The organism is Microbacterium sp. 3J1 (assembly GCF_001049495.1).
Classification (GTDB): domain Bacteria; phylum Actinomycetota; class Actinomycetes; order Actinomycetales; family Microbacteriaceae; genus Microbacterium.
In genome coordinates, this window is record NZ_CDWI01000014.1 from 74,379 (window position 1) to 100,222 (window position 25,844).

The 25,844-nt window shown below is 69.6% G+C and carries 30 protein-coding genes and 1 other RNA gene; 6 read left to right on the forward strand and 25 right to left on the reverse strand.

Annotated elements, in window-relative coordinates:
- The first annotated feature begins 54 nt into the window (after positions 1–54).
- Entirely contained in the window at positions 55–801 is a 747-nt protein-coding gene (gene ppgK / locus BN2660_RS14680; RefSeq protein ID WP_091233930.1) for a polyphosphate--glucose phosphotransferase, read from the forward strand.
- Between the two features lie 69 nt (positions 802–870).
- Here ppgK and rnpB read toward each other — a convergent pair.
- The 4 genes from rnpB to BN2660_RS14700 all read right to left on the reverse strand — a co-directional run bounded on the left by rnpB (position 871) and on the right by BN2660_RS14700 (position 4,150).
- Positions 871–1,227: RNase P RNA component class A (gene rnpB / locus BN2660_RS14685), an RNA gene on the reverse strand.
- A gap of 29 nt (positions 1,228–1,256) precedes the next feature.
- Positions 1,257–2,954, reverse strand: coding sequence for a bifunctional 3'-5' exonuclease/DNA polymerase (locus tag BN2660_RS14690; RefSeq protein ID WP_255305200.1), 1,698 nt, complete (start codon positions 2,952–2,954; stop codon positions 1,257–1,259).
- A gap of 25 nt (positions 2,955–2,979) precedes the next feature.
- The gene (locus tag BN2660_RS14695) at positions 2,980–3,711 is read right to left on the reverse strand and encodes a zinc ribbon domain-containing protein (RefSeq protein WP_091233933.1); all 732 of its coding nucleotides are present in this window, start codon (positions 3,709–3,711) and stop codon (positions 2,980–2,982) included.
- A 34-nt stretch (positions 3,712–3,745) separates the two neighbouring features.
- Positions 3,746–4,150: a YchJ family protein gene (locus BN2660_RS14700; RefSeq protein WP_091233936.1), complete on the reverse strand. Its 405-nt coding sequence runs from the start codon at positions 4,148–4,150 to the stop codon at positions 3,746–3,748.
- 40 nt (positions 4,151–4,190) lie between these two features.
- Between BN2660_RS14700 and BN2660_RS14705 the strand changes: the two genes are divergently transcribed.
- Positions 4,191–5,030, forward strand: a complete 840-nt coding sequence (locus BN2660_RS14705) for an aldo/keto reductase (protein WP_091234819.1) — start codon at positions 4,191–4,193, stop codon at positions 5,028–5,030.
- A gap of 21 nt (positions 5,031–5,051) precedes the next feature.
- Positions 5,052–5,987: a methyltransferase family protein gene (locus tag BN2660_RS14710; protein WP_091233939.1), complete on the forward strand. Its 936-nt coding sequence runs from the start codon at positions 5,052–5,054 to the stop codon at positions 5,985–5,987.
- Here the strand turns inward: BN2660_RS14710 and BN2660_RS14715 are convergent.
- Positions 5,959–6,795 carry a helix-turn-helix transcriptional regulator gene (locus BN2660_RS14715; RefSeq protein WP_091233942.1) on the reverse strand — a complete coding sequence of 279 codons (837 nt, stop codon included), beginning with the start codon at positions 6,793–6,795 and terminating at the stop codon, positions 5,959–5,961. The genes BN2660_RS14710 and BN2660_RS14715 overlap by 29 nt on opposite strands.
- Before the next feature lie 101 nt (positions 6,796–6,896).
- On the opposite strand from BN2660_RS14715, the gene BN2660_RS14720 reads away from it, so the two are divergent.
- Positions 6,897–7,661: an SDR family oxidoreductase gene (locus tag BN2660_RS14720; protein WP_091233945.1), complete on the forward strand. Its 765-nt coding sequence runs from the start codon at positions 6,897–6,899 to the stop codon at positions 7,659–7,661.
- A 39-nt stretch (positions 7,662–7,700) separates the two neighbouring features.
- Here BN2660_RS14720 and BN2660_RS14725 read toward each other — a convergent pair whose 3' ends face one another.
- Positions 7,701–8,591: a TIGR01777 family oxidoreductase gene (locus tag BN2660_RS14725; RefSeq protein ID WP_091233948.1), complete on the reverse strand. Its 891-nt coding sequence runs from the start codon at positions 8,589–8,591 to the stop codon at positions 7,701–7,703.
- Positions 8,592–8,687: 96 nt separating this feature from the next.
- Between BN2660_RS14725 and BN2660_RS14730 the strand changes: the two genes are divergently transcribed.
- Positions 8,688–9,524 (forward strand): zinc-ribbon domain-containing protein, encoded by an 837-nt coding sequence (locus BN2660_RS14730; RefSeq protein ID WP_091234824.1) that lies wholly within the window; start codon positions 8,688–8,690, stop codon positions 9,522–9,524.
- A 39-nt stretch (positions 9,525–9,563) separates the two neighbouring features.
- On the opposite strand, the gene BN2660_RS14735 is transcribed toward BN2660_RS14730, so the two are convergent.
- Positions 9,564–9,941, reverse strand: a complete 378-nt coding sequence (locus BN2660_RS14735) for a hypothetical protein (RefSeq protein WP_176697225.1) — start codon at positions 9,939–9,941, stop codon at positions 9,564–9,566.
- A gap of 202 nt (positions 9,942–10,143) precedes the next feature.
- On the opposite strand from BN2660_RS14735, the gene BN2660_RS14740 reads away from it, so the two are divergent.
- Entirely contained in the window at positions 10,144–11,232 is a 1,089-nt protein-coding gene (locus BN2660_RS14740) for an AAA family ATPase (RefSeq protein ID WP_176697226.1), read from the forward strand.
- Between the two features lie 6 nt (positions 11,233–11,238).
- On the opposite strand, the gene BN2660_RS14745 is transcribed toward BN2660_RS14740, so the two are convergent.
- From BN2660_RS14745 to BN2660_RS14830, 18 genes are all read right to left on the reverse strand, one after another.
- Complete coding sequence (locus BN2660_RS14745; protein WP_091233956.1) at positions 11,239–12,042, reverse strand: sigma-70 family RNA polymerase sigma factor; 804 nt, start codon at positions 12,040–12,042, stop codon at positions 11,239–11,241.
- A 167-nt stretch (positions 12,043–12,209) separates the two neighbouring features.
- Positions 12,210–12,524, reverse strand: a complete 315-nt coding sequence (locus BN2660_RS14750; RefSeq protein ID WP_091234829.1) for an HU family DNA-binding protein — start codon at positions 12,522–12,524, stop codon at positions 12,210–12,212.
- Between the two features lie 191 nt (positions 12,525–12,715).
- Complete coding sequence (locus BN2660_RS14755) at positions 12,716–13,267, reverse strand: hypothetical protein (protein WP_091233959.1); 552 nt, start codon at positions 13,265–13,267, stop codon at positions 12,716–12,718.
- A 55-nt stretch (positions 13,268–13,322) separates the two neighbouring features.
- Positions 13,323–13,751, reverse strand: a complete 429-nt coding sequence (gene fliW, locus BN2660_RS14760) for a flagellar assembly protein FliW (protein WP_091233962.1) — start codon at positions 13,749–13,751, stop codon at positions 13,323–13,325.
- Complete coding sequence (flgL, locus tag BN2660_RS14765) at positions 13,748–14,635, reverse strand: flagellar hook-associated protein FlgL (protein ID WP_255305201.1); 888 nt, start codon at positions 14,633–14,635, stop codon at positions 13,748–13,750. Before flgL ends, fliW begins: the two co-directional genes overlap by 4 nt.
- Positions 14,636–14,649: 14 nt before the next feature.
- On the reverse strand, positions 14,650–16,056 hold the full coding sequence (flgK, locus tag BN2660_RS14770; protein ID WP_091233966.1) for a flagellar hook-associated protein FlgK: 1,407 nt from the start codon (positions 16,054–16,056) through the stop codon (positions 14,650–14,652).
- Between the two features lie 7 nt (positions 16,057–16,063).
- Positions 16,064–16,546 carry a flagellar export chaperone FlgN gene (flgN, locus tag BN2660_RS14775; RefSeq protein WP_091233969.1) on the reverse strand — a complete coding sequence of 161 codons (483 nt, stop codon included), beginning with the start codon at positions 16,544–16,546 and terminating at the stop codon, positions 16,064–16,066.
- Between the two features lie 122 nt (positions 16,547–16,668).
- Positions 16,669–16,917, reverse strand: coding sequence for a carbon storage regulator CsrA (csrA, locus tag BN2660_RS14780; RefSeq protein ID WP_091234836.1), 249 nt, complete (start codon positions 16,915–16,917; stop codon positions 16,669–16,671).
- A 117-nt stretch (positions 16,918–17,034) separates the two neighbouring features.
- The gene (locus tag BN2660_RS14785) at positions 17,035–19,101 is read right to left on the reverse strand and encodes a flagellar biosynthesis protein FlhA (RefSeq protein ID WP_091234840.1); all 2,067 of its coding nucleotides are present in this window, start codon (positions 19,099–19,101) and stop codon (positions 17,035–17,037) included.
- 25 nt (positions 19,102–19,126) lie between these two features.
- Entirely contained in the window at positions 19,127–20,233 is a 1,107-nt protein-coding gene (locus BN2660_RS14790) for an EscU/YscU/HrcU family type III secretion system export apparatus switch protein (RefSeq protein WP_091233971.1), read from the reverse strand.
- Positions 20,230–20,991, reverse strand: a complete 762-nt coding sequence (locus BN2660_RS14795; RefSeq protein WP_091233973.1) for a flagellar biosynthetic protein FliR — start codon at positions 20,989–20,991, stop codon at positions 20,230–20,232. The genes BN2660_RS14790 and BN2660_RS14795 overlap by 4 nt, the downstream gene beginning before the upstream one ends.
- An 8-nt stretch (positions 20,992–20,999) precedes the next feature.
- Positions 21,000–21,275, reverse strand: coding sequence for a flagellar biosynthesis protein FliQ (gene fliQ / locus BN2660_RS14800; RefSeq protein WP_091233976.1), 276 nt, complete (start codon positions 21,273–21,275; stop codon positions 21,000–21,002).
- The gene (gene fliP / locus BN2660_RS14805) at positions 21,272–22,045 is read right to left on the reverse strand and encodes a flagellar type III secretion system pore protein FliP (protein ID WP_255305225.1); all 774 of its coding nucleotides are present in this window, start codon (positions 22,043–22,045) and stop codon (positions 21,272–21,274) included. The genes fliQ and fliP overlap by 4 nt, the downstream gene beginning before the upstream one ends.
- A gap of 181 nt (positions 22,046–22,226) precedes the next feature.
- Complete coding sequence (locus BN2660_RS16820; protein ID WP_091233979.1) at positions 22,227–22,652, reverse strand: flagellar biosynthetic protein FliO; 426 nt, start codon at positions 22,650–22,652, stop codon at positions 22,227–22,229.
- A 3-nt stretch (positions 22,653–22,655) separates the two neighbouring features.
- Positions 22,656–23,312: a FliM/FliN family flagellar motor switch protein gene (locus BN2660_RS14815; RefSeq protein ID WP_091233982.1), complete on the reverse strand. Its 657-nt coding sequence runs from the start codon at positions 23,310–23,312 to the stop codon at positions 22,656–22,658.
- Positions 23,312–24,232 (reverse strand): flagellar motor switch protein FliM, encoded by a 921-nt coding sequence (locus tag BN2660_RS14820; protein ID WP_091233986.1) that lies wholly within the window; start codon positions 24,230–24,232, stop codon positions 23,312–23,314. The genes BN2660_RS14815 and BN2660_RS14820 overlap by 1 nt, the downstream gene beginning before the upstream one ends.
- A gap of 6 nt (positions 24,233–24,238) precedes the next feature.
- A complete protein-coding gene (locus BN2660_RS14825) occupies positions 24,239–25,048 on the reverse strand; it encodes an OmpA/MotB family protein (RefSeq protein WP_255305202.1) in 810 nt (269 codons plus the stop codon).
- The gene (locus tag BN2660_RS14830) at positions 25,045–25,842 is read right to left on the reverse strand and encodes a motility protein A (protein ID WP_091234846.1); all 798 of its coding nucleotides are present in this window, start codon (positions 25,840–25,842) and stop codon (positions 25,045–25,047) included. Before BN2660_RS14830 ends, BN2660_RS14825 begins: the two co-directional genes overlap by 4 nt.
- Positions 25,843–25,844 lie beyond the last annotated feature (2 nt).

The following is a 25,844-nucleotide window of genomic DNA, read 5'->3' on the forward strand; positions in this document are numbered from 1 at the left end:
CACGTGGTGTCATCGATCCTACTGGCGCTGACGGCGGTCGCTAAGCTATCGACCATGGCAAAAGCGATCGGCGTCGACATCGGCGGCACGGGTATCAAGGCAGGCATCGTCGACCTCGAGCACGGCATCATGGCATCCGACAGGGTGCGCGTACCGACTCCCGAGGGAGCCTCGCCGCAGGACGTCCTGCAGGCGGTCCAGACCGTCCTCAAGACCCTCGACGTCCACGACTCCACGCTTCCGCTCGGCGTCGCATTCCCCGCGATCGTCAAGCGCGGCAAGACCCTCTCGGCGGCGAACGTCTCGAAGGAGTGGCTGGACTTCGATGCCGAGCGGTTCTTCCGCGACGGACTCGGCCGCAACATCGTCTTCGTGAACGATGCGGATGCCGCCGGTGTCGCCGAGGCGCGTCACGGCGCAGCGCGAGATGTGCGCGGCTTCACGCTGCTCACCACGCTCGGCACAGGCATCGGCTCGGCGTTCCTCTACGACGGCGTGCTGCTGCCGAACACGGAGCTCGGTCACCTGAACTTCGGCGAGTACGAGTCGGTCGAAACGTACGCCGCGACTTCGGCACGCGAGCGCGAGAACCTGAGCTGGTCCGAGTGGGCCGAGCGCCTGCAGGCGTTCTACTCGCACATCGAGTTCCTCTTCAGCCCCGACCTGTTCGTCGTCGGCGGAGGCGTGTCGAAGAATGCAGGCGACTTCCTGCCGCTGCTCGACCTCAAGACGCCGATCGTCCCCGCGATCCACCGCAACAACTCAGGCATCATCGGCGCCGCGTCGCTCGCCGGCGACTGACCCGGTGCCCGTCCGACCCTAGACACGAGAAGGCCCCGCCGATCCGGCGGGGCCTTCTGCACGTCCAGGCGAATGGGCCGACCTGTACGCCGGGTTCTGTTCCGGGGTTCTTCGCCCCTTCGACGGCCATCTCTCTCGGCGACACGTTGCCGTGGCACTCTAGCGGTCTACCCGAGGACTCGGCGAGCCGCGTCAACATCCTCTGTCTGACCTTGCTCCGGACGAGGTTTACCTGGCGGGCCATGTCACCATGGCCCCCGGTGGTCTCTTACACCACCCTTTCACCCTTACCCCTTGCGGGGCGGTCTGCTCTCTGTGGCACTTTCTCGCGGATTGCTCCGGGTGGGCGTTACCCACCGTCCTGCCCTGAGGAGCCCGGACGTTCCTCGGTGCGGTTGCCCGCCACGCGACCGTCCAGTCGACCCATTCGCAGCATCCAGTCTACGCGGGCCGCGTCACTTCTCCGCGGACTCCGCGATCCTGAGATCCAGCGGCACGTCGATCGGGAAGTCGCCGAACAGGCGACGTGTGGCCACCGCCGCCGCCTCGCGCACGGCATCCGCCGCGGCTTCGGCCTGCTCGATCGGGACGTGGAGGATCACCTCGTCGTGCAGGAAGAAGGCGAGATGGCCCCGCCTGCCGAACGGGCCCGATGCCGGCGCCGGACGCTCCGCCTCGGGAAGCCGCTGCAGGCGGTGGCGGATCTCGGCCAGCCAGATCAGCGACCACTCGGCGGCGGTCCCCTGCACGACGAAGTTGCGCGTGAAGCGACCCCAGTCGCGCGCTCGACGACGTGCGACGGCGACCTCGGCGGGTTCGGCGTCGGCGTCGGTGGCTCGCGACTGCAGCTCGGACCACTCGGTGGAGGGTCGCGGTGACGAGCGGCCCAGCCACGTGGACACGACGCCGCCGTCCTCGCCGATCCTCGCCGCCTTGTCGACCAGCGCCATCGCGCGCGGATAGACCTTTCGAAGCCGGGGCACCAGACGCCCGCTGTCGCCCGTGGTGGCGCCGTACATGGCTCCGAGCACGGCGTACTTGGCCTCCTCGCGACTCGCCACCGCACCGGATTCCACGACGCCCGCGTACAGGTCACGCCCCTGCGCGGCGCGCGCCATGGCCCTGTCGCCCGCCATCGCCGCGAGCATCCGCGGCTCAAGCTGGGCGACGTCGGCGACGACGAGGGTCCACCCGTCGTCGGCCCGCACCGCGGCCCTGAGTGCGCGTGGCAGCTGCAGCGCCCCGCCGCCGGCGGACGCCCATCGCCCCGTGACGACCCCGCCCGGGATGTAGACCGGCCGGAAGCGTCCTTCGTGGACCCACTCGGCGAGCCAGGCCCAGCCGTTGGCGCTGAGCAGACGGGAGAGCTTCTTGTATGCGAGCAGCGGCGCGACCACGGGGTGGGTGTGCTGCGCCAGCTCCCAGCGACTCGTCGAGTCGACCGGGACGCCGACGCGGTGCAGGGCCCGCAGGAGCTTCGGCTGGCTCTCGAGGTTCAACGTCGGATCGCCGAGGATCGCTCGGATCCGGTCGCCCTCGTCGACCATGCGACGAGGGGTTCCCCCCGCCACGGGACGAGTGCCCAGGATGTCCGTGAGGATGCCGTCGTGCACCGCTTCATTCCACGGCAGTCCGGCAGCACGCATCTCCTCCGCGATGAGGCCGCCGGCGGATTCCGCGGAGGTCAGCAGGACGAGTCGTCCCTCCTTGCCGGCATCGATGACCCGACGCTGCTCCCGGTACTGGTCGAGGGCATCGGCTATGGGATCATCCGGCTCGTGCTGATGCACGACGTCGAACAGCGCGGGCGCCTCCTCGACCGGGTCCCGGCGCACCCAGGACGCGGAGGGCGCGAGCGGGCGGGCGACCGCATCGGTGTCGCGCAGGATCGCATGGCAGAGCACCAGATCGTGCGTGCGCCCGAGCGTCACACCCGCCTCGAGCAGCATCGGGTAGACGTCACGGGCGCTGCGGATGACCCAGCGCGGCGGGTCGTCGCGCTCCTGAGCCGCCACCCACTCGGGGAGCTCGGCCTTCGGCAGGACCAGCCGACCGGTCTCGTCTCCTCGCGCATCGAGTTCGATCGCCGCGTACGCACCGGACCCGGCCGCCAGCAGCGCGACACGGCGCTCTGTCGGGCGCCGCGAACTCACCGTCGGCGCGCTCGCGGCGCAGCCCTCACAGTCCGGATTCCTCGGTCCGGACGAGGATGCAGCCGCACTCGGGGCAGAAGACCACGGCGTCGTCCGCCGAGCGACGGATGTCGTTCAGGTCGGTGCCGGGGAGCAGGATCCGGCAGCCTTCGCAGGTGCCGCGGGTCAGAAGGGCCGCACCGGCGCTGTTGGCGGCACGGCGGGTGTACTCCGCGAGGAGAGGTGCGGGCAGCGCATCGGTGACCGCTTCACGGTCCCGCGCGAGCTGCGCTCCGAGTTCCGTCGCGGCGGCGACGTCGGCCTTGGCCTGCGCGGTCAGCGCCGTACCTTCAGCGGTCGTGGTGTCGAGCAGAGCCTGCTGCGCGGCGACGGCCGCGTCGGCATCCTCCACCCGCCCCATGACATCGAGCTCGATGTCCTCCAGGTCGCTCTGGCGCCGGGCGAGGCTGGCGAGCTCGTGCTCGAGCGCCTGCGCCTCTTTGGGATTCGTGGCCGTCGCGAGGCGCTCGGCGTCGCGGGCGCGGCGCTTCTCGACCAACGAGACGTCGGTCTCGAGACGGGTGAGCTCGGTGCGGACGTCGTCGCGCGTGCCCGTGAGTGCGGTGAGCTCGCGCAGCTGCTCCTGCCGGATCGCGACCAGTTCGCCGATGCGGGCCGCCTGGGAGGGCTTGGTGCGGGCGCGTTCCGCCTGCGCGATGCGCCGGTCCAGGTCGGCGACGTCGAGCAGGATGCGCTGGTGTTCTGGGCTGGCGTTCACGCTTCCAAATCTACTCGGTACCCGGCGTCCGCCATCACCCGACCCGGCCGTCGACGTACTGCCAGCGTCGGCCGTCGCGCGCGAAACGGCTGCGCTCGCGGAGCGAGCCGCGTTGCGCGCCCTGCGACCAGAACGCCTCGAACTCCACGACGCCCTCGCGATCGAACGGACCACCCGCGACACGGTCGACGATCACGAGCCGTCGCCATTCCAGATCACGGTCGAGCTCGAGCTCGTCGGGGCGCGTGGATGCGTGCCAGCTGTCGAGCAGATAGACGTCATCCTGCAGGACGAAAGCGGTGTACCGCGAACGCATCAGACGCTCGGCGGTGGGGGCCGGAGCGCCCGCGAGCACGGGCCCGCAACACGCCCCGAAGGTGTCGCCGGAGTCGCACGGACACCGCGACGCATTATCGGGCACCGTGTCGTCCGACGCCATGCTCTCCGCTCCCGACATGGCTCCAGCGTACGCTGACGGCATGACGGCTCTTCCTCATTTCACGGCACACAACGGCTTCGTCCTCCCCGCGATCGGTCTCGGCACCTACGCCCTCGACGGCGATGCCGGAGCGGATGCCGTGGCGACGGCCATCGGCGCCGGATATCGCCTGATCGACTCGGCGTTCAACTACGAGAACGAGGGCTCCGTGGGCCGCGGTGTGCGGCGCTCGGACGTCGATCGCTCCGAGGTGATCGTCACGACCAAGCTCCCGGGCCGCCACCACCCGTCGGCGAAGGCCCGCACGAGCATCGAGGAGAGCCGGTCGCGGCTGGGTCTGGATGCCACCGACCTGCACCTGATCCACTGGCCGAACCCGAGCCAGGACGAGTACGTGCAGGCCTGGGCGGCGCTCGTGGAGGCGCAGGAGCGGGGCGTGGTGCGTCAGATCGGCGTGTCCAACTTCCTTCCGGAGCACCTCGAGCGCATCGAACGCGAGACCGGGGTGCGTCCCGTCGTGAATCAGATCGAGGTGCACCCGTACTTCCCGCAGGCTGAGCAGCTGGCCTACCACCGGGAGCACGGCATCCTCACGGAGGCGTGGAGCCCGCTGGGTCGTGCGAAGGAGCTGCTGGACGAGTCCGTGATCGGCGAGGTGGCCGAAGCGCACGGCATCTCCCCCGCGCAGACCGTGCTGGCCTGGCATGTGGCCCGGCAGACGGTCGCGATCCCCAAGGCATCGTCGATCGAGCACCAGCGGTCGAACCTCGCCGCGGGCGAGGTCGTCCTGGAGGCCACCGAGGTCGAGGCGATCACGGCGCTGGGGCGCGGCGACGGGCGGCTGTTCGACGCCGATCCCGCGACGCACGAGGAATCGTGAGGCCGCTCCTAGACTGACGGGATGCTCGTCGTCGCCGGTATCCGCATCACTCCGACGACGGCCCGGGCGTACTTCGGCATCCAGGCGCTCGCCGGCGCGGTGTGGTGGCTCGCCGTCTTCGGGTCGGATGCCGTGCGCACGGCGACCCTCGGGGGGCTCCCGCTCCCGCTCATGGCGATGCTCGACATCCCGTTGTTCGTCGTCGGCTCGGCGCTGACCGCCGTCGGCATCCGCTGGGCGCTGTGGATCACCGTCCCCTGGACCGTGCTGGTCGCCGCCGGCATGGCCCTCTACGCGACCGTCACCACGATGGCGGGATGGGGAGCGCTGCTGATGGTGTGCGCCGCGGGTGCGAGCATCGCGGCCGCGATCGTCATCCTCTGGGGACGTGCACCGGTCGAATGGCTCGTCACGGGCCCACTCGCCTTCCGATCGGCCGACCCGGTGGGTCGCGACCGCCTGCTGGCGCGCACCGGTCTGCAGACGCTCTTCTTCTGGGGCACGTTCCTCCTCCTCATCCCGCTCGGCGTCTCGTTCGTCGAATCGCGATGGCTGCTCGGCATCGAGCTGCCGGTGACCGCGCGGATCGCGGGCGCCGCTCTGCTCGCCGCCGCCACCGCGCTGGGCGTCTGGTCGGCGGTCACGATGTCGACGGACGGCGAGGGCACTCCCCTGCCGTCGCAGATGGCGAACCGACTGGTCGTGACGGGACCGTACCGGTACGTGCGCAACCCCATGGCCGTGGCCGGGATCGCCCAGGGTGTGGCGGTGGGTCTGCTGTTCGACTCGTGGCTGGTGGTGATGTACTCGCTGGGCGGCTCGGTGCTGTGGAACACCGTCGTGCGACCGCTGGAGGAAGCGGATCTCGCGGCCAGGTTCGGGGCGGACTTCGACGACTATCGCGCGCGCGTGTCGTGCTGGGTCCCGGTCAGACCCGCTGCGTCCCGAGCACTCTGAGGAGCTCGAGCCTGCTCGCGGCATCCGTGCCCGGTGCCGCGGTGAGGACGACCAGCGCCTGCGACTCGTCCTCGGTGAACAGCGCCTGACAGTCCACCTCGATCTGGCCGATCTCGGGATGGATCAGCACCTTGCGATCGTCGAATCGCCGCTGCACCTCGTGCACCTCCCAGAGGGCGGCGAACTCGGCGCTCCGCGGCCGGAGCTCACGGACGATGTCGCCCGCCCGGGACCGCTCGCCGAGAGCTCCGTAGGCAGAGCGCAACGAGGCCACGAGAACCCGTCCGCGGTGGGCGTGGTCCGCCTCGGGATAGCGGCGTCGCTCATCGTCCGGGTGCGCGAACCAGCGGTAGATCCCGCTGCGCTCGAGTCCCGTGAGGCCGCTCGCATCACCCAGCAGGGCACGTGCGGCGTCGTTCTGCACGAGTACCTCGTCGAGCACCGACACCACGAAGGTCGGGGTGTCGTCGAGGCGGTCGAGCACCCGCAGCATCCCGGGGTGCACGTAGTCGGTGAAGGTCGTGCGATCGGGCGCACTGTGGCCACACACGCGATGCAGGTAGTCCCGCTCGTCCGGCGTCAGGCGGAGAGCCCGAGCCAGCGATGCCAGGATCTGGGCGCTCGGCTGCGGACCACGCCGCTGCTCGAGCCGCGTGTAGTAGTCGGTGGACATCGCCGCCAGCTGGGCGACCTCCTCCCGACGGAGTCCCGGCGTGCGTCGGCGCGGTCCCGCGCTGAGACCGACGTCCGATGGCCGCAGCTGCTCGCGTCGGCGCACCAGGAACTCGGCGAGTGCGTCTCTGTCCATCCGAGAAGTATCCCCTGGCGCGACCACGGGGATCCAGGGACCGCGGATCCCCGGATCGGGCGTCTCTGGAGCGGGGCCGCCCGGCGACGAAGAGTGGACGCATGGACATCAGCGGAAACACCATCTTCATCCCCGGCGCGACCAGCGGCATCGGCCTGGCCCTGGCGCGCGAACTCGCCACGCGTGGCAACACGGTGATCGTCGGCGGGCGCCGCGCCGAGATCCTGGACGAGATCGCCGCGGCGAACCCGGGCATCGGCACCCAGCGGATCGACACGACCGACCCCGCGAGCATCACGGAGGCCGCCCGCACCGTGCTCGAGGCGCACCCCGACCTCAACGTGCTCATCACGATGGCCGGCATCATGCGCAGCGAGGACTGGACGACGCCCTCGGGCTTCCTCGACACCGCGGAGGCGACCGTCACCACGAACCTGCTCGGACCGATCCGTCTCATCGCGGCGTTCATCGAGCACCTGCGCTCGATGCCCGACGCGACGATCATGACCGTGTCGTCCGGGCTCGCGTTCGCACCCCTCCGGGTCACGCCCACGTACAACGCGACCAAGGCCGCCATCCACATGCTCAGCGAATCGCTGCGACTGCAGCTGGCCGGATCGAGCGTGTCGGTCCTCGAGCTGGAGCCGCCGTCTGTGCGCACCGGCCTCATGCCGGGTCAGGAGACGAGCGACTTCGCCATGCCGCTCGAGGACTTCGTCGCGGAGGTCGTCGACCTGATCGCCACGCAGCCGGACGCGACCGAGATCCAGGTCGAGAACGTGAAGTTCCTCCGCTACGGCGAGGCGCGTGGAGACTACGACCAGGTCGTCGCCACCCTCAACAGCCGCGATCCGCACGGGCGCTGAGGCTCGGCCTCCGTCTCGGAAGCGGTCGACGCGGCGCCCTCAGAGTGCCGCGTCGACCGCCGCGGCGGCCGTCGAGTGGGTGAAGGTGAAGCCTGAGGCCTGCAGCACGGCGGGCTGCACGTCGGCATCCGAGAGGAGCAGCGAATCCGCAGCGTCTGCGCTGAGCGCGAGCCGCAGCGCCCAACTCGGAGCCGGCAGCCAGAACGGTCGCCGCATGCGGCGGGCGAGGGCCCGGCCGATGTCGTCGGCCGACGCCTTCGTCGGGCCCGTGAAGTTGACGGGGCCCTGGAGCTTCTCATCGATCACATGCCGGATGCCGCGGACCTCGTCCTCGAGCGAGATCCACGGCCAGATCTGCGTGCCCCGACCGATGGGGCCGGCGACACCGAACCGGGTGAGCTGGATCAGCGGCTTGAGCACCCCCTGACGGTGGATGATGGGCGCCGTGCGCAGCAGCGCCACCCGCACGTCGTCTCCCGCCCGCCGCGCCTCGTGCTCCCACCGCACGCAGAGTCGCGCGAGGAAGGTGTCGCCCGCCCGCGAGTCCTCGGTGATGATCCTGCCTGGCGCCGACCCGTAGAACCCGACGGCGGATGCCGAGACGAAAGACGGGGAGTCCTCGTGGAGCTCCCGCACGGCGGCGGCGAGCGTGCGGGTGGTCGTGATGCGCGAGTCGATGAGCTCGCGGCGGTAGCGGGGAGTCCACGGCAGCCGCCCGACGCTCGCGCCGCCGAGTGCGACGACGGCGTCCGCGCCGGCGAGGACGTCGGGATGGAGCTCGTGCTCGCCCGGGAACCACTGCACCTCGTCGGCTCCGCGCGGAGGGCGCCGCACCAGGGTCGTGACCTCCACGCCGTCCTGCCGCAGCGACGACGCCAAGGCCGTGCCGATGAGTCCTGATGCGCCGCTGATGACGACTCGCTGTGCCATGGTCGCTCCCGTTCGGATATCGGAATGCTGCTGGTGCCGAGTCTGTCACGGCTGAGCGGTGCTCCGGTGTCGGAGCCCACGGGTACCGTGCCGCACATGACCGAACCCGTGCAGGCCTGGTGGGCGCGACGTCAGTTCTCCCGCGGCCTCGACGTGCCGTACCCCGTCGGCACGTACCGCGCGGCGTGGGCGGCGTACCCCGAGCTCATCCGCCAGTACCACCCCGAGCTCAACCACGGCATCGCGCTGTCGCAGGTGCCGCTCGGCGCAGACGTCCTGCTGTGCTGGGAATGCCGGGTCGGGCACCGCTTCGCGGCGACGCCGACCGAGCAGCGCGAGCGTCCGGGGCGGGTGCGACGACAATCGTCGTGGTGCCCGGACTGCTCCACACTGGCACGACCGCAGCCGGTCGTGCTCGGTGAGGCCCGCGCGATACCTCGGCGCCCGAAACCGCCGGCGCCGCCGCTGTGCACGAAGACGCCGCCGCTCCCGACCGGCGAGGCGTTCGTCAGCGCGTGCGCTCCGGCACCCGCGTCCGCCGCCGAGGCGAGGCTGCGCGCAGGTCTGGCCGCGAGGATCTCCTTCACCCCGGGCGTCAACGCGATCAAGGTCGCGCGGCCCTTCTTCCGTCATACCGAGGTCTGGCCGGACATCGTCCTGCCCGAGCTCCGAGTGGCGATCGAGTACGACACCGTGGGGCGTCACGGTCTGGAGCACGTCGGTCGCCGGGAGGAGACCGATCGTCGCAAGGACCGTGCGATCCGCGCCGCCGGATGGGAGGTGGTCCGCATCCGCACAGGAAAGCTGGAACCCCTCGGACCCCATGATCTGCAGATGCCGACTGTGTCCGCGCGCGGCATCGACCGCATCGTCGAGACACTGCGCGGAATCCGCGGGACGCTTCTGGTCGATGCCTACCTGACGGAACAATGACGCGCCGGGCAGAACAGTGTGCCGATCAGGCAACGACCGTCAGACCGGCGGTGCGTCGCCCTGTGCACGTACCACGGCGGTCCATTCCGACGTGAGGAAGCGCGCCTCCCCCGCCGCGACGATCTGCGCGTTGTCGTTCGGACCGCGCTCCGGGCGCATCGTCAGGCCGCCGACCTCGAGGCTGGGGATGAACTCGCGGACGCACTCGATGCTGCCGCGGACGAGCAGCTCCGCGGTCTGCTCGGGTGACGACGCGGCTCCGATCACCTGATCGTCGTGCGCGATGAGCATCGAGTGCCAGACGCGCCCTTTCCCCGCCGCATCGAGGGTGAACCTCATGAGCCCCTGTGGCGCGGCTTCGACCTCGATCTCGATCTCGCCGACGACCGACTCCTCGTCCCCCGTGGACATGTCCATACCAGTCCCCCGACCGGGCGGTCCCACACCGCTGTCCGCTCAGAATACTGGTCCGGGCGCCTCTGCGGACCCCCGATCGTCGCGAACTCGCGCGCGTGGCCGAGGGGGCGCGACACGCCCGGCGGGCACCTCTTTCCGGATTCGTCTTACGGTTCGAGGGTTCCTGCCGATAGACAGGTACGGGGAGCGAAGGCGGAGGACTGTGACAAGCACTTACATCGAGGCGGGCGGGCACGTCCGCGTCTACGACGATGCCGTGCGCACCCATGAGGTGTTCCCTCTCGGCACGTACCGCGTGCATTTCAGCTCGAAAGAGGGCTTCAGCCTCGTCAAGATCGACGACCTCACGATCGGCGCGGAGAAGATCTACGGAGGTCGCGACCGCAAGGTCTCGAAGATCTTCCGCTCGTACGCTCTCTCGGACCGCAGTCTCGGCGTGATGCTGTCGGGCGACAAGGGCATCGGCAAGTCGCTCTTCCTCCGCATGGTCGCCGCGGCGGCCCGTGAACAGGGGCTGCCGGTGGTCGTCGTCTCCGAGGACCATGACGGGATCGTCGAATTCCTCGACAGCCTCGACGAGTGCCTCATCGTGCTGGACGAGTTCGAGAAGGTGTTCCCCGCGGGCCGCCGAGGACACGGCGACGGATCGAACCGTCAGAACCAGTTCCTGTCGCTGTTCGACGGCCTCTCGTCGGTGAAGCGCATCTACTGCCTCACCGTCAACGACGTGGCGGACGTCAGCACGTATCTCGTGAACCGCCCCGGCAGGTTCCACTACCACATGCGCTTCGAGTACCCCGGCCCGGACGAGGTCAGGCAGTACCTGCTGGATCAGGCTCCGCATGCCGCGCCGGAGGAGATCGAGAACGTCGCGCTCTTCTCGCGCCGGGCGCGACTGAACTACGATCACCTCCGCGCCATCGCGTTCGAGCTCGAGCAGCCGGACACGCTCTTCTCGGAGGTCGTCGAGGACCTCAACATCAAGTCGATCGAGCCGAGCACCTACCGGATCGAGGCGCGCTTCCCCGATGGCAAGGTGTGGTCCGAGGAGGTCGAGATGAACCTCTTCGAGCGCGGGGACGTCGGTCGCACGTTCGAACTCCGCAACGGGACGCGGTCGATCTTCGCGTCGTTCGTGCCCAAGGACCTCATCTTCGAGCCGGACGGCGGGATCTTCGTGCCGATCACGAGACTCGAGCTCCTCGACGACGAGGACGAGGAGCCGGAGATCTATCCGACGTCGGTCGCCCTCACCCTCATCGGGCAGGCGGCGTACGGCTTCGGCCTCTGACGGCCGCTAGACGCCGATGCTCAACGGCATCAGCGCGCGGGTGAGACGCTGGCCGCCCGCGGCGATGCGCTCGAGGTAGGACTCGATGGCAGGCGCCGACGACCGCGACGCGCGCTGCGTCACCACACGGGCGTCGTCCGCGTAATGACGATCGAGGGCGTCGCGCAGCATCCGTATCCCTTCAGCGCGATGCTGCGACACGGCGGCGTGCGAGACCCCGAGCTCCTCTGCGATCTCCGTGACAGTGCGGTCCTCGAAGTAGACGGCGCGGATGATCGACCGCTTGCGTTCGGGCAACGCGTCGATGGCGCGATGCAGCAGGGCATCGCGCTCGGTGGTGAGGGCGAGGTCTTCGGGCAGGTGTCCCGTCCACGCGATCTCGACCTCGTCTGCGGCGTCCAGACTCAGGATGAGACGCTCGGCGTCGGCGAGGCCTTCGCGCACCTCGACGGGATCGACCCCCATCGCAGCGGCGATCTCCGCCACGGTCGGTGTGCGGCCGAGCGTCGTGGTGAGGGTCTCCCTGACCTTGGTGGTCCGCCTGGCCCTGACCCGCACGGGGCGCGGCGCCCAGTCCATCGAGCGCAGCTCGTCTTTGAGCGCCCAGTCGATGCGGCCCCTGGCGAAGGCGCCGAACGGGATCCCGAGACTGGCGTCGTACTTCTCCGCTGCGCGAACCAGGGCGAATGCACCCGCCGACGCGAGATCGTCGCGGGAGACGTGGGTCAGACGCGACGAGACGTGCGCCGTCGCTGCTCCCACGATGTGCAGGTGATCGACCACGAGCTGATTGCGCGCGCGCTGGGGCACCGGATCCGCCTCTTCCCTATCGTGAGAGTCTCCGCCGGCGACTCTCGATACGATCACTCCCCAGCGACCGGTTCCCATTCAACTACATGCCGGAGGGTTCTGACGCACAGAAAATCCCCGACGGCCGAAACCGTCGGGGATTCTCGTTTACGTTCATATCCGGTGCGCTAGTCGTTCACCTTCACGCGGCGGTTCACCTCGCGCGTCGCGGAGAACTTCAGGACGGTGTAGTCGTTGACCTCGCCGGCACCCTCGTCCTTCGAGAACTGCACGCGGTGACCCTTGTGCGTCTGCGGGTAGAACTTGCCGAAGTTGGTGAGTGTCACCGTGTTGCCCTGACCGACCAGATCGAGCAGTTCGTCGATCATGGCGTTGTACGCGGTCTGCGCGGCGTGGACGGAGATCCCTCCCCGCCGTGCGAAACGCTGCACGAATTCCCGCTTGCTCACCCTGTTCGCATCGAGCGCGCGTGTTGTGCTCATGTGCTTCACCATCCCAGTGGTTTCGCTCGTCGCCGAGCGTTTGTGCGCTGTACCCCTACCAGCGGCGTCCGCGACGTGTGCAGGTCCCAATCTCCTGCGACGACGCCGGGATGTGCCAGTACCCCAGCCTGTGCTCCTCGAGGATAAACCCTCTTCCTTGGTATACGCGGTGAATCCGCGTTTCGTCTGATTCAGACGGAGAGGACGTCTCTCGAAGGTTCCTCATGATCGGCGCCCGTACCGCCGGCCGTCCCGGCCGATTCACGGGCACGGCGCGCCGCGCTCATCGACGCGACGATCTGCGAGCGGATGTCGCGACCGGCACCGTCAGGAGCGACCGAGAGAGCCGTCGGCTCGACGGTCCGGGTGTTCACCACGACGTGACCGGCGGCGATGAGCAGGTCCGCGCGAACGCCGTATCCCCGGCCGACGATCGCCCCGTTCGGATCCGTCAACTCCGTGACGTTCGGACCGGCTGCCTCCTCGATCGACGCCAGCTGCGTCGGCGAGTACGCAGCCGAGTTGTCGAAGCCCGAGATCGCCCTGGCGCCCGTCCTGCGGACGAGAGCGAGATCCGTCTCGCCTGGCGCCCGGCGGTCTCCGGGGTGCACCCGCGCGTCGAGATAGTGCGTGGTGACCTCGCCGTCCTCGCCGGCGGCGACACGCTCGTCGTACGCCAGCACGACGAGGTTCACCGCCCTGGTCGCGCCGGCGCCGTGGGTTCTTGCTCGCAGATCGACCACCGGGATCTCCTGTGGGTGTCGGGGCTGCGCGCCTCGGTGCGCGCCGCGGGTGGAATCAGACGGCGGTGTCGTCTGCAGCGCCGAGAAGCGCCCGGATCGGGTACGACTGGTCTTCGAGGATCACCTGAGCAGCCCGACCCGTGTCGCGGTGGATCACGATCGGCGCCCGCAGGTTGAGGTAGACCCCGTCGCCCCCCGGGTTCGCCACGACGAAGATCCGGGCATCGGCCTCGTGCTCCGCGCCGATCTCTGCACGGACGACGTCGGGGATCTGCGGCTCATAGCCGTATCCGCCCGACCCCGCATCGAGCAGGAACAGTCGGACGTCCGCGTCCGCGGCCCGCAGGGCGTACAGCCCCTCGGCACCCTCGATGCCCTCGAGGCGGAAGGCCGTGTACGGGCTGAGGCCCGGCATCGGCGAGGCGAAGTCGACGGGAGCGCCGGAAGCGGCGCTGGCGGCGGCGGCAGTGGCGGGAGTGGTCATCGGAGGAACTCCAGGAGGTTGGTCTGCAACGATTTGGCCGTCACCTGCAGCGCGGATTGGAAGACGAGCTCCGCGGATTCGAGGCGGACGAGCACCTCGAGGCTGTCGACGTTCTCGACCTCTGCCCGGCGCGCCTCGAGGTCGACCGACACCGACTGGTTCTGTGCGGCGGCTCGTTCGATCTGGCTCTGGCGGGCACCTGCCGCACCGCGCGCCGCGACGACGTCCTTCAGGCGCGCATCGATGTCCTCCAGGCGGGCACCCACGTTCCCACCGGCCCGCAGCTCCGCCGCGATGTCCTCGAGGAGGGCGAATGCGCTGTTCGCGCCCACCCCGAACGCCTGCGAGCCGTCGAAGTCGACCCGCACGGTCTCGTTGTCGCTGATGCGTCGCGTCACACCGTCGCCAGGGCTCCCGTTGAACGCGAACGTCCCCTGCTCGAAGGCAGCGGCGGCATCGCTCGTGCCGGCGAAGACGCTGCGACCGAGCACGGTCGTGTTGGCCTGGGCGAGGAGTTCCGCGCTGATGGTCTCGAGCTCCTGGGCGATCGACTCCCGCGCGGTCGGGCTGAGAGCTCCGGAGTTGGCGCCCTGCGCCGTCAGGTCTCGCGCACGGTTGAGCAGATCGGTGCTGGCGTCGAGCGCGGTGTCGACGGTCGTGACCCACGCCATCCCGTCGCTGAGATTGCGGGCGAACTGCGCCACCCTCGACTGGTCGCCGTGCACGCCGAGCGTCGTCGCCGCGGCAGCGGGGTCTTCGCTGGGCGAGCGGAACGCGCGCTGCGAGGCGGCCTGATTCTGCAGGCGTTCTCGCTCGACGAGGTTGGTCTGGAGCGTGCGCAGCGACTGCTGCGTCATGGTGCTGCTCGTGATGCGTCCGATCATGATGTCTCCGAGGATCAGCGGCCGACGAGGCCGGTGCGGTTGATCAGCAGGTCGAGTGCCTCGTCCATGGCGGTCAGCACGCGGGCGGCGGCCTGATAGGCGGTCTGGTAGGTGAGCAGGTTCACGGTCTCCTCGTCGCCGTCGACAGACGAGTTCGACTGCTGCGCGGTGATGGCGGCGACGGCGCCCATGTCGGCGATGTCCGCCCGCTGCAGGTCTCCGGCCACCGTCACCGCGAATCCGGTGACGAAGCTCGACCAGGTCCTGCTCGGTCCGCCCGCCGCTGTCCCGAGGGTGCTGATGCGGTCGGCGATCGTGGTGTCCTTGGCGCCGGCGCCCGGTGCCGCGAGGGCGAGCTCCTCCAGCTTCGTCGGGACGATGCTCAGGCCGAGGGCGGCCGGTCCCGTCGCCGAGAGGGCGAAGAAGTCGCCGCCCTGAGCGCCCGACGGTGTCACGCCGGTGCGGTGGATGTCGTTGACGGCCGTCGCGAGCGCGGTGGCCGTCTGGTTGTACGCCGCGGCCACGGCGGCCAGCGAGCCGCCTTCCGCTGCGGGCGCGAGGGCGCTGATCGTGCCGCCCACCACTCCCCCGACGACGCCGACCGTCACGTCGGGGCGATCGGCCCATGCGACGCTGATGCGTCCTGCATCGGAGAGGTCACGAGGACCGCTCACGACGAGGGCGCGGCTGGTGTCCGCGGACACGAGTGCATTGCCGTCGAGCCGGAGCGTGAGCGTGCCGTCGGCCTCGACGACGCCCTTCGCACCGACGGCCGTGGACAGCTGCTGGGCGAGCACATTGCGCTGGTCGATCAGCTCGTTGGCGTTGCGACCCGACTGCAGCGCATCCCGGATCTGACCGTTCAGGGCGGCGACCTGCCCGGACACCGCATTCACGTCGGCGATGTCCCTGTCGACCTGGCCGCGGAGGTCGGTCCACTGCCCGGCGATCGTCTCGTATCCGGCGGCGATCTGGCCGACGAGCACCTGCGAGTTCGTGAGAACGACCTGCGCGGCGGCGGCATCCGGCATGTTGGCGAGGTCCGACCAGCCCGACCAGAAGCGATTGAGGTTCGCTGCCAGACCGTCCTTCGTCGGCTCGGCCATCACGTCCTCCGCCTGACCCGCCGCGGTCGCGCGAGCACTCCAGAATCCAGAGGTCGACAGCGCGTCGCGCACGCGGGCGTCGAGCACGTTGTCGCCGAGACGGGCGACACCCGTGACGCTCACGCCGGCTCCGACGCCGAATCCCGTCTTCCACAGCCCGGTCTGTCCGGGTGCGGTGACCGACGCCTGATCGACCCGTTGGCGGGTGTACCCGGTCGTGGTCTGGTTGGCGATGTTCTGGCCGGTGACCGTCATCCCCGCCCGAGCGGCGGAGAGAGCGGACTCGGCGAGCCGGATCCCTGCGAATGAAGACATGATCCCCTCACATCCGAGTGTCGAGAAGCCGGGCGTCCGCGTCTCGCGCGACGTCTCCCGAGTGGGTGTACTCCCCGGTGGGGACGCCGAGTCCGGCGATGGTCTCCTGAGTGACGCGGATCGCCGTGCGCAGTCGCTGCTCGTTGATCTGCTTCATCTGCTCGATCTCGTCGGCGAGAGCGATCATCGTGGTGAGGTGACCGGTGAGCACCTCACGCCACGCGTCTGTCGGTGCGGCGTCGATCAGCTCGCGGAGCGTACGGGCGTCGGGCACGCCCCACTCGTCCGCCACGGCGACGACGAGAGAGTCGCGGGACAGAGCGACCGTCGGCATGGCGGCCAGAACCCGCTCGATCTCGTTGACGGCGTGCCGGATCCATCGGTTGCGGCCGGTCGCGAGCAGCATCTGCTGCTCGTCGAGCTTGAAGAGCAGCAGCTCGAGCAGCTCCCGCTCGCGCATCAGTTGCATGCTCAGGTCGTGAGCGGCCACGGTACGTCACCTCGTCAAGTCGGAGTCGTCGTGACGGGTTCGCCCGTCACATGGACGACTATCGCGACAAGATCACGACGCAGTAACTCCCCGCCCGCAGCCGGGAGGACGATCGGGGTGACTCAGGGGGTGCCGCCGAGGCGCCCGAGGGCACCGAGGAGGGCGGTCTGCGCGGATTCGTCGGAGGATGTCTGCACGGCCTCCTGGTTCGCGTCGCCCACCGCGAGGACGATCTCCGCGCGGTTGATGCGCTTGTCGCGCGGTGCATCGATCCCCACCCGGACACCGCCGGGCGTGACCGCCAGGATGGTCACCGTGATGTCGTCGCCGATGACGATGCTCTCGTTCGCCCGCCTCGTCAGTACCAGCATGCTCGTGTCCGCCTTCCATGGCTGCAGCGCTGTCACGCCGTCCTGCTGCCAACATACTTCATTCCCTCGTAAATGAGCAGAAGGCGCAAGGGCCGAGGAAGACGAGGAAGACGCAGCCTAGCCCGCGGTGCTCGGCAGCGCGGACTGGGTCGCGCGGACGACACCCACCACGTCGGTGGCGAGCCCACCGGCGGCGGCCTCGTCGTACGACAGCACCGGGAGCCCGCTGATCTGCGGCGCGACGAGCCGGCGGACCGCCTGCCTGAGCGACGGCGCGCACACGAGAACCGGCTCGGGCCCCGACTGATCGAGCTCTCCGACCGTGCGGCGCACGTTCTCGAGGACCTGCATCGTCGCCTCGGGCGTCAGCACGATCTGCGGCTGGCCGTCGACGACGCGCATGCCCTCGAGCATCTGCTGTTCCAGCATCGGCTCGAACATGACCACGCGGATCCTGCCGTCCAGGGCGAACCGTGCGGCGATCGCGGGGCCGAGTGCGGCCCGCGCCGCGTCGATCAGCCCGGCCGTCTCGGTCGACGTCCTGCCACGCAGCACCAGCGCCTCGTAGATCCGGGCGAGGTCGTTGATGGGCACGCGTTCGGCGAGGAGCCCGGCGAGGACGCGCTGGATCGCGGCGAGCGACAACACGGCGGGGGTGAGCTCCTCCACCGTCGCGGGGCTGGACTGCTTGAGATGCTCGGTGAGCTGGCGGACATCCTCGAGCGAGAGCAGCCGGTCCGCCTGGCTCTGCACGAGATCGGAGAGGTGCGTGATGATCACGCTGGCCCTGTCGATCACGGTGGCGCCGGCCATGTCCGCAGCGTGCGACATCTCTGCCGGCACCCACTTGCCCTCCAGGCCGAAGACCGGGTCGACCACGGCGGTGCCCGGCAGCTGCTCGAGTCCGGTGCCGATCGCCAGCACGTGCCCGCGAGGGACTGCGCCGCGCCCGACCTCTACGCCCGCGATGAGGATCGCGTACGTCTGGGCGGGCAGGTCGATGTTGTCGCGGGTGCGCACGGGGGGCATCAGGATGCCGATGTCCATGGCGAGCTTGCGGCGCAGCGACTTCACCCGCGTGAGCAGGTCGCCCGATCCTCCGGCCGCGAGATCGACGATGTCGGGCGAGAGCGAGATCTCGAGGGCGTGCACCCGCATCCGCTCCATCAGCTCCTCCGGTCCTTCCGCACCGGCCTCGGCAGCCTCCTGCTGGAGCGCGTCGGCTTCGAGGGCGGCATCACGGTCCTCGTTCGCCTTCACCCGCGAGGCGGCGAACAGGAGCACACCCCCGATCGCCAGGAAGACCAGAAGCGGCATGCCGGGGATGAATCCCATCGCGATGGCCGCGAGACCGGTGATCACCAGTGCGTTGCGCGACTGCAGGAGCTGACGCCCTGCGGCCTGTCCCATCTCCGCCTCGGCGTTCTCGCGGGTGACGATCATGCCGGTGGAGACGGCCATGAGCAGCGCCGGGATCTGCGTGACGAGGCCGTCGCCGATCGTCAGGATGCTGTAGGTCTCGAGCGCGTCTCCGACCTCCATGCCGTGCTGCACCATGCCGATGACGATGCCGCCGACGAAGTTGATGATCACGATCACGATGCCGGCGATGGCGTCGCCCTTGACGAACTTCGACGCACCGTCCATCGCGCCGTAGAAGTCCGCCTCGGCGCCGACCTCCGCGCGGCGCCTGCGCGCCTCGGTGTCGGTGATGAGGCCGGCGTTCAGGTCGGCGTCGATCGCCATCTGCTTGCCCGGCATCGCGTCGAGCGTGAAGCGGGCGCCGACCTCGGCGACGCGCTCCGCGCCCTTCGTCACGACGACGAACTGGATCACGGTGAGGATCAGGAAGATCACCGCGCCGATGACGAGCGAGCCGCTGATCGTGATCTGACCGAACGCCTGGATGACCTGACCCGCATGCGCCTCGCTGAGCACGAGACGGGTCGACGCCACGTTCAGCCCCAGGCGGAAGAGCGTCGCCACCAGCAGGAGGCTGGGGAACACCGAGAAGTCGAGCGGCTTCCTGATGAACATCGCGGTGAGCAGGATCAGCAGCGCGAACGAGATGTTCAGCACGATGAGCACATCGAGCAGCGGCGTCGCGATCGGGACAATCAGGAGGAGGATGATCCCCACCACTCCGACGGGCACCGCCGCCTTGGACAGCAGCTGACCGATCATGCGCTCCACCTTCGATTGTCGTCTCTCACAGTCCCCGCTCCCTCGTGCTCGAGAAGGGCATCGTGTGCGTGCCCCTGGCGGATCCGCGTCGCTTGAGGTGCTCGATGAACGCCAGCACCTGCGCCACGGCCGCGAACAGCTCCTCGGGGATCTCCCGACCGATCTCGACCGCCGAGTGCAGGGCCCGGGCGAGCGGGATGTCGCGGATCATCGGGACCCCGGCCTCCTCGGCGCGCTCGCGGATCTTCTGCGCCACGACCCCCGCACCCTTCGCGACCACGCGCGGGGCGGACTTGCCCGGCTCGTAGCGCAGCGCCACGGCCACGTGGGTCGGGTTCACGAGCACGACGTCGCTGTCGCCCACCGCGGCGATCATGCGGTTGCGGCTCATGGCGATCTGCCGCGACCGTCGCTGCGAGCGCACGAGCGGGTCTCCCTCGCTCTTCTTGTGCTCGTCCTTCGCTTCCTGCTTCGTCATGTGGGTGTGCTTGCGGTTGCGGCGCATGACGACGGCCACATCGATCGCGGCGAGGAGGATGCCGACCACCACAGCCACCTGGAGCAGGGCGACCGTTCCGGCCGCCGCCTGCTCGAGGAGCCAGCTGATGTTGTGGCTGCCGCTCGACATGAGCACCGGTACGAGCCCGGAGACGACGATCCACAGCGCGACGCCGATCGCGACCGTCTTGAGCAGCGCCTTCGCCCCCTCCCACAGGGCGTGCTGCCCGAAGGTCCGCTTCATGCCCGCGACGAGGTTGAACTGCTCGGTGCGCATCGTCACGCCCCGCAGATGGATGCCGCCCTGGGCCACCGCTGTCGCGGTCGTCGCGAGCAACACGACGAGGAGCATCGGCAGCAGGATCCCGCCGAGCGACGAGATCGCCTCTCCGAGGACGTCGAGCGCCGCACCGTCGGTCGGATTCTCTGCCACCCTCGTGACGCCGAGGAACAGCTCGGTCGCGACCTGGGTGCCGGACGCGATCGTCGGGACCATCATCACCGCGGCGGCCGCGATGCACACCCACGCGGTGAAGTCCTGGCTGCGACCGATCTGGCCCTTGCGTCGCGCCTCCTTGAGGCGGCGCTCGGTGGTCTTCTCGGTCCGTTCGCCGCTGCTGCTCGCGTCGCTCATCGGGTCACCCCCAGGAGCATCTTCACGGCATCGTCGGCGATCACGGCCACCACGCCGGGCAGCGCGGCGTACACGAATCCGACGAGCAGCAGCGTGAGGCCGATCTTGATCGGGAAGCCCATCGCGAAGGCGTTCAGTGCGGGGGCGACACGCGACACGAGGCCGAGCCCGACATCGGCGAGGAACAGGACGATGAGCAGCGGACCGGCGATCTGCACGGCGCTGAGCATCATCTGCGACGCCGCGCCGACCAGTGCCTCCGCCGGCTTGCCGAGATCGATCATGCCCGTCACCGGCACGGCGTCGAACGAGCGGAACAGTCCGCTGAGCACCAGCTGGTAGCCGTCGGACGCGAAGAGGAGCACGATCGCCGTCATCTGGAAGAGCCGGGTGAACTGGGCGCCGTTGATCGCCATGCCGGGATCGAAGGCCTGCGCCATCTGGAAGCCGCCGAACGTGTCGACCAGGTGCCCGGCGCCCTGGATCGCGCTGAACAGCACCATAACGAGGAACCCCAGCAGCGCGCCGGTGAGCGCCTGACCCGCGAGAGCGACCATGAAGCCCCCCGTGTCGAGGCGCTCGTATCCGTCAGTCACCACCGGCGAGACCGCGAGCGCGAGGCCTGCGCCGAGCATCGCGCGGATCCGCATCGGGATCGTGCCGTGGCTGAACGGCGGCGCGATGACGAGGAAGGCCGTGATGCGCACACAGGCGAGGGCGGTCGCCTCGAGCCAGGTGAAGTCGATCGGGATGTTCATCGGGCGCCTCAGCCGCCGTTCAGGAGCATCGGGATCCGCGCGAACATCTCGTTCGTGAACGCGATCAGCTCGGCGATCATCCAGTGCCCGCTCACGAGCAGCGCGATCCCGACCGCGATCAGCTTCGGCACGAACGAGATCGTCATCTCCTGGACCTGCGTGATCGACTGCAGCAGCGAGATCGCGAAGCCGACGACGAGCGCGGTGATGAGCATCGGCGCGCACAGCTTCGCGCCGACGATGAGCGCCGCCTGACCGATGTCGATGACCGCCTCGGGGCTCATCCGCCACCCCCGCTGTACGACTGCACGAGCGCCGTGATCACCATGCCCCATCCGTCGATGAGCAGGAAGAGGAGGATCTTGAACGGCAGCGAGATCATGACCGGCGGGAGCATCATCATGCCCATCGACATCAGGGCGCTGGCGACCACGAGGTCGATCACGAGGAACGGCACGAAGATGATGAAGCCGATGAGGAACGCCGCACGCAGCTCGCTGATCATGAAGGCGGGAACGAGCGTCTGCAGCGGGATGCTCGCGGCATCCGTCGGGTTGTCCATCTGCGCCGCCCGGTACATGAGCGCGATGTCCTCTTCACGCGTGTAGGCGAGCATCCATGCGCGCAGCGGTTCCTGCGCGAGCTCGAAGGCGCGTCCGAAGTCGATCTGGCCGGCTGTGAACGGGCCGACCGCCACCGCGTTGATGTCCGTCAGGACGGGCCACATGATGAACAGCGTGAGGAAGAGGCTCAGCCCTGCCAGCACCTGGTTCGGCGGGATCGACGGCAGCGACAGGGCGTTGCGGGTGAGGGCCAGCACCACGAAGATCTTGGTGAAGCTCGACATCATGAGCAGCAACGCCGGAGCCACGCTCAGCACGGTGATGCCGAGCAGCGTCATGATGCTGTCGGACGGCGTGCCGTTGATGCCGTTGATCGTCACGCCCTCGCCGTCGCCGACCTCGGCCGGCACGAGCGGTGTGGCGGCATGCGCGCCGGTGGCGGAGAGCAGGACCAGCACGACCGCGCCGCAGAGCGCGGCGGCGAGGAGCACTCCGCTGCGGCGCGAGAGGCGCCGTCCGCGCGCGGACGGCGCGGTGCGAGGCACGGATGCGGGCACGGAGGCACTCCGAAGATGGGAGATGTGGCCGATCCGTAGCCGGGGTGTCGAGCGATCCGTGCTCGAAGTGGACTATCGCGACAGGAGGGGGCGCGCGTAACCGCGGCCTCCCCGCTCAGGCGACGGAGCGCAGCGCCCGATCGACGATGTCGTCCGGTGGCTCCTCCGCCGACGGGGCGAGCTCCTGCGGCTGCTCGTCGTCGAGCACGGGAGCCTCCTGGGTGTCGACGACGCTGATGCCCTGCTCCGTCACTCCGAGGACGTAGCGGATACCGCCGAATTCGGCGACCACGAGCTGCGCCTTGCCGCCGAGACCGGAGCGGGCGACGACGGTGATCTTCTCGGGACGCGGGCGGGGCACGGCGGTCGGTCGTGACGGCATCCGCTTCGCGAGCGAGAGCAGCTTCTTCGGCACGAGCTCGGACACCGGGCTGGTGCCCCTGGTCTGGCTCTTCTGGAGGCGGCGGCTGAGAAAGAGCAGCAGGCCCAGCACGGCCCCCAGGGCGACGATCGCACGCAGGGCGACGAGCAGGTCGTCCATGGGTCAGACCGTCTCGGCGCCGTCGAGGATCCGCTCGACGCGGATGGCGAAGTCGCCCTCGGCGACCACGACCGTGCCGTGGCCGATGAGCCGTCCGTTGAGCTTGATGTCGGCGGGCGAGCCTGCCGCGCGGTCGAGCTCGACGACCCGGCCGGGCTCGAGCGACAGCACGTCGCGCACGGGCATCCTGGTGCGTCCGATCTCGACCACGAGCTCCATCTCGACGCCGGCGATGCGGCTCAGTCGCTGCGGTCCGGCGGGTGCCGGCGCGCGATCGCCCTCGATGCGCACCGACGTGCGGCCGACGACGGTGCCTGCGGCGTCGACGAGATCGAAGATCTGCGTGCCGGCATCCGTGAACACCTCGGCGGCGTCGACCAGGCGTCCGTCCCCGAGTGATCCGGCACCGAGCACCGCGACCGCGGCCTCGAAGATCGGATGCAGTCGGTCGGCGAGGTCCGCGGCGGCCGAGCCGTCCTCCAGGTGCGACGGGTCGGCGATCTGGATCGCGATGCGTGCGCCGGGGGTGCCGGTGAACGTGACGACGACCGCGTCGCCCGTCGCGCCCGGATCGGTCGAGGGGGCGGGGATGACCGGGTAGCCGAACGGCAGCTTGCCGGCAATCGCCGCGGCGACGGCGGTCTCGTGGAAGGTGCTCATCAGTGGGTCTCCTCGTGGGTGGTCGTGATCTTGCAGGTGAGCCGCGATCCGCGGCTGCCGGGCGTCGCTCGCGCGAGGTGCGTGCGACCGGCCACCAGTTCGTACGGGCTGGTCTCGGGATGCGGGAGGCGGAGCAGGTCGCCCGGGGCGAGGTCGAGCACCTCCCCCGCGCCGATGGTCAGCGGTGCGAGGCGCAGGGTCACCTCGAGCGGAGCGCTGCGCACCTGGTCGAGCGTGTGCTGCGCCGTGTGCGCCGCCGAGGCATCGGAGCCGGTGGCCGCGAGCCGGTCGACGACGGCGGATGCGGGGAGCATGACCGTCGCCGTCGTCTCGGTCTCACCGAGCCGCATCGTGTAGCGCGCGACGATCACGGCGGCTGCGGCGGAGATGACCTGCATGTACTGCGGGTTGTAGTGCACGGCCGCGAATCTCGGCTCGCCCGGCAGCAGCGCGCCGAGGCTCGCGTGGAGGTGCTCGAAGGTGCCGTCCATGAGGTTGCGGACCAGTGCGAGCTCGATCGGGGTGAAGGTGCGGGCCTCGGGAAGAGAGGTGCTGCGTCCGCCCATCATCTGCACGACCCACAGCAGCGCGCTGTCGAGACCGAACTGCACGACGCACGGTTCGTCGCGGTCGGCGAACGCCCCCGCCACCATCGCCGTCGTCCCGGGAAGCGTCGCCGCGTACTCCTCGTACGACACCAGCTCCACGGTCTCCAGCGACAGGTGCGCCCGCACCCGGATCTTCGCGGTGAGCTGCGACGACCAGAGCCGCGCGAACGACTCGAACGCGGCTTCGAGATGGCGGGTGCTCTCGCGGCCCAGCTGCGCGGGGCGGCTGAAGTCGTAGGCGGGGTACCGACCGCGGGGGTCGTGCAGCACGGCGGCTGCGGTCATGGGGGTCTCCTCGACGCTGATGCTCATGTCTTCTCAGTTCGTGTCGGCGGCAGCGAGGGCGGGGATCAGAGCCCGCACCTGCTCCTCCTCGTTCGATTCGACGACGATGTCGACGCGGCGATTGCTCGCCAGCGCCTCCACGCTGTCTCCCTGGGCGAGGGGACGGGTGTCGGAGAACGCCGTCGCCTTCACCCGGGGGCCGGCGACGCCCTCGTGCTCCACGAGGAAGCGCGCGACCTGCGTGGCGCGCCCTCCGGAGAGCTCCCAGTTCGTCGCGAAGGGATAGGCCGACAGGCGGTGATCCGCGTGCCCCTCGACGCTGACCTGGTTGTCGACCGTGATGAGGACGTCGCCGATCGTGTTGAGGACCGCGTCGGCCTTGCCCGAGAGATCCGAGCTGTTGTCGGCGAAGAACGTCTCGGCCCCGATGAGTCCGACCTTGAGGCCGCGGTCGTCGATCGCGAAGTCGACGGTGTTCTGCAGGCCCTGCACGGCCAGCGCCGCACTCATCCGGTCTCGCAGCCCCTCGAGGCTCTCGTACTCGGCCGTGGCGCGAGCCGTGAGATCGACCACGCCGTCATCGTCCTGCAGCTCGGGCGGGATCACCATGCCCTCGGCGGTGTCGGCCCCGCCTTCGGTGGCCTCCTGACCGAATCCGGTGGCGAGGCTGTTCGCGAGCAGCTCGAACTTGGTCTTGTCGACGTTCGACACGGCGAACAGCACGATGAACAGGCACATGAGCACCGTGACCATGTCGGCGTACGACACGGCCCAGCGCTCGTCCGGCTCGTCGTGGGAATCGTCCTCGTGGCCGCGGCGGCCCGAACGACGGGCAGCGCTCACTGCGTCTCCTCCGCGGACCGCTGCTCCTGCTTCTGCTTCTTCGACTTCGGCTTGACTGTCGACAGCGCCTCGAGGCGCTCCTGGAGCAGGTGCGGAGCGCTCCCCGCCTGGATCGCGAGCATCCCCTCGGAGACGAGGGTCATCCGCTCGAGCTCGACCGCCCCGATGCGGTTGAGGCGACCGGCGATCGGGTTCCAGATGAAGTTCGCCGACAGCAGCCCCCACAGCGTCGCCACGAACGCCGCGGCGATCATGGGTCCGAGGTGGTCGGGCTCGTCGAGCTTCTCGAGGACGTGCGTGAGGGAGACGACCGTGCCCACGATGCCGATGGTGGGCGCGTATCCGCCGAGGGAGGCGAAGAACTTGGCCGCGACCCGTGTACGGGAGGTGGCCGCGGTGATCTCGTCGTCCATGGTGAGGCGCAGGTCCTCGGCATCCGTGCCGTCGGCCAGTGCCTGGAGCGCCTGGCGGGTGAAGGCGTCCGGCGCGCCGTCGAGCTCCTGCTCGAGGGAGAGCAGCCCCTCTCCGCGCGCCTTCTCGGCGTATCCGACCAGGAAGGGGATGACGGCTTCTGGCGTCGTCTTCGGGCCGCGCACCATGCGACCGAGGCTCTTCACGGCGAGGATCGTGTCGCGGAGGGTGTGGCTGGCGATGCCGACGCCGATCGTCGACCCGAGCACGAGGATCATCGGCGCGGGGATGAGCAGGGCCTGGAAGCTGGCGCCCTCCATCGTGATCATGGCGACGAGCGCACCGAACGCCAGGATCACGCCGATGATGAATGCGGGATCCACCG

What these genes read in the sequence shown, in the direction of transcription:
- ppgK (WP_091233930.1), top strand. Translation starts at nt 55, where the DNA reads ATGGCAAAAGCGATCGGCGTCGACATCGGCGGCACGGGTATCAAGGCA.
- BN2660_RS14700 (WP_091233936.1), bottom strand. Translation starts at nt 4,150, where the DNA reads ATGGCGTCGGACGACACGGTGCCCGATAATGCGTCGCGGTGTCCGTGC.
- BN2660_RS14705 (WP_091234819.1), top strand. Translation starts at nt 4,191, where the DNA reads ATGACGGCTCTTCCTCATTTCACGGCACACAACGGCTTCGTCCTCCCC.
- BN2660_RS14710 (WP_091233939.1), top strand. Translation starts at nt 5,052, where the DNA reads ATGCTCGTCGTCGCCGGTATCCGCATCACTCCGACGACGGCCCGGGCG.
- BN2660_RS14715 (WP_091233942.1), bottom strand. Translation starts at nt 6,795, where the DNA reads ATGGACAGAGACGCACTCGCCGAGTTCCTGGTGCGCCGACGCGAGCAG.
- BN2660_RS14720 (WP_091233945.1), top strand. Translation starts at nt 6,897, where the DNA reads ATGGACATCAGCGGAAACACCATCTTCATCCCCGGCGCGACCAGCGGC.
- BN2660_RS14725 (WP_091233948.1), bottom strand. Translation starts at nt 8,591, where the DNA reads ATGGCACAGCGAGTCGTCATCAGCGGCGCATCAGGACTCATCGGCACG.
- BN2660_RS14730 (WP_091234824.1), top strand. Translation starts at nt 8,688, where the DNA reads ATGACCGAACCCGTGCAGGCCTGGTGGGCGCGACGTCAGTTCTCCCGC.
- BN2660_RS14735 (WP_176697225.1), bottom strand. Translation starts at nt 9,941, where the DNA reads ATGGACATGTCCACGGGGGACGAGGAGTCGGTCGTCGGCGAGATCGAG.
- BN2660_RS14750 (WP_091234829.1), bottom strand. Translation starts at nt 12,524, where the DNA reads ATGAGCACAACACGCGCGCTCGATGCGAACAGGGTGAGCAAGCGGGAA.
- fliW (WP_091233962.1), bottom strand. Translation starts at nt 13,751, where the DNA reads ATGACCACTCCCGCCACTGCCGCCGCCGCCAGCGCCGCTTCCGGCGCT.
- flgL (WP_255305201.1), bottom strand. Translation starts at nt 14,635, where the DNA reads ATGATCGGACGCATCACGAGCAGCACCATGACGCAGCAGTCGCTGCGC.
- flgK (WP_091233966.1), bottom strand. Translation starts at nt 16,056, where the DNA reads ATGTCTTCATTCGCAGGGATCCGGCTCGCCGAGTCCGCTCTCTCCGCC.
- csrA (WP_091234836.1), bottom strand. Translation starts at nt 16,917, where the DNA reads ATGCTGGTACTGACGAGGCGGGCGAACGAGAGCATCGTCATCGGCGAC.
- BN2660_RS14785 (WP_091234840.1), bottom strand. Translation starts at nt 19,101, where the DNA reads ATGATCGGTCAGCTGCTGTCCAAGGCGGCGGTGCCCGTCGGAGTGGTG.
- BN2660_RS14790 (WP_091233971.1), bottom strand. Translation starts at nt 20,233, where the DNA reads ATGAGCGACGCGAGCAGCAGCGGCGAACGGACCGAGAAGACCACCGAG.
- BN2660_RS14795 (WP_091233973.1), bottom strand. Translation starts at nt 20,991, where the DNA reads ATGAACATCCCGATCGACTTCACCTGGCTCGAGGCGACCGCCCTCGCC.
- fliQ (WP_091233976.1), bottom strand. Translation starts at nt 21,275, where the DNA reads ATGAGCCCCGAGGCGGTCATCGACATCGGTCAGGCGGCGCTCATCGTC.
- BN2660_RS16820 (WP_091233979.1), bottom strand. Translation starts at nt 22,652, where the DNA reads ATGGACGACCTGCTCGTCGCCCTGCGTGCGATCGTCGCCCTGGGGGCC.
- BN2660_RS14815 (WP_091233982.1), bottom strand. Translation starts at nt 23,312, where the DNA reads ATGAGCACCTTCCACGAGACCGCCGTCGCCGCGGCGATTGCCGGCAAG.
- BN2660_RS14820 (WP_091233986.1), bottom strand. Translation starts at nt 24,232, where the DNA reads ATGAGCATCAGCGTCGAGGAGACCCCCATGACCGCAGCCGCCGTGCTG.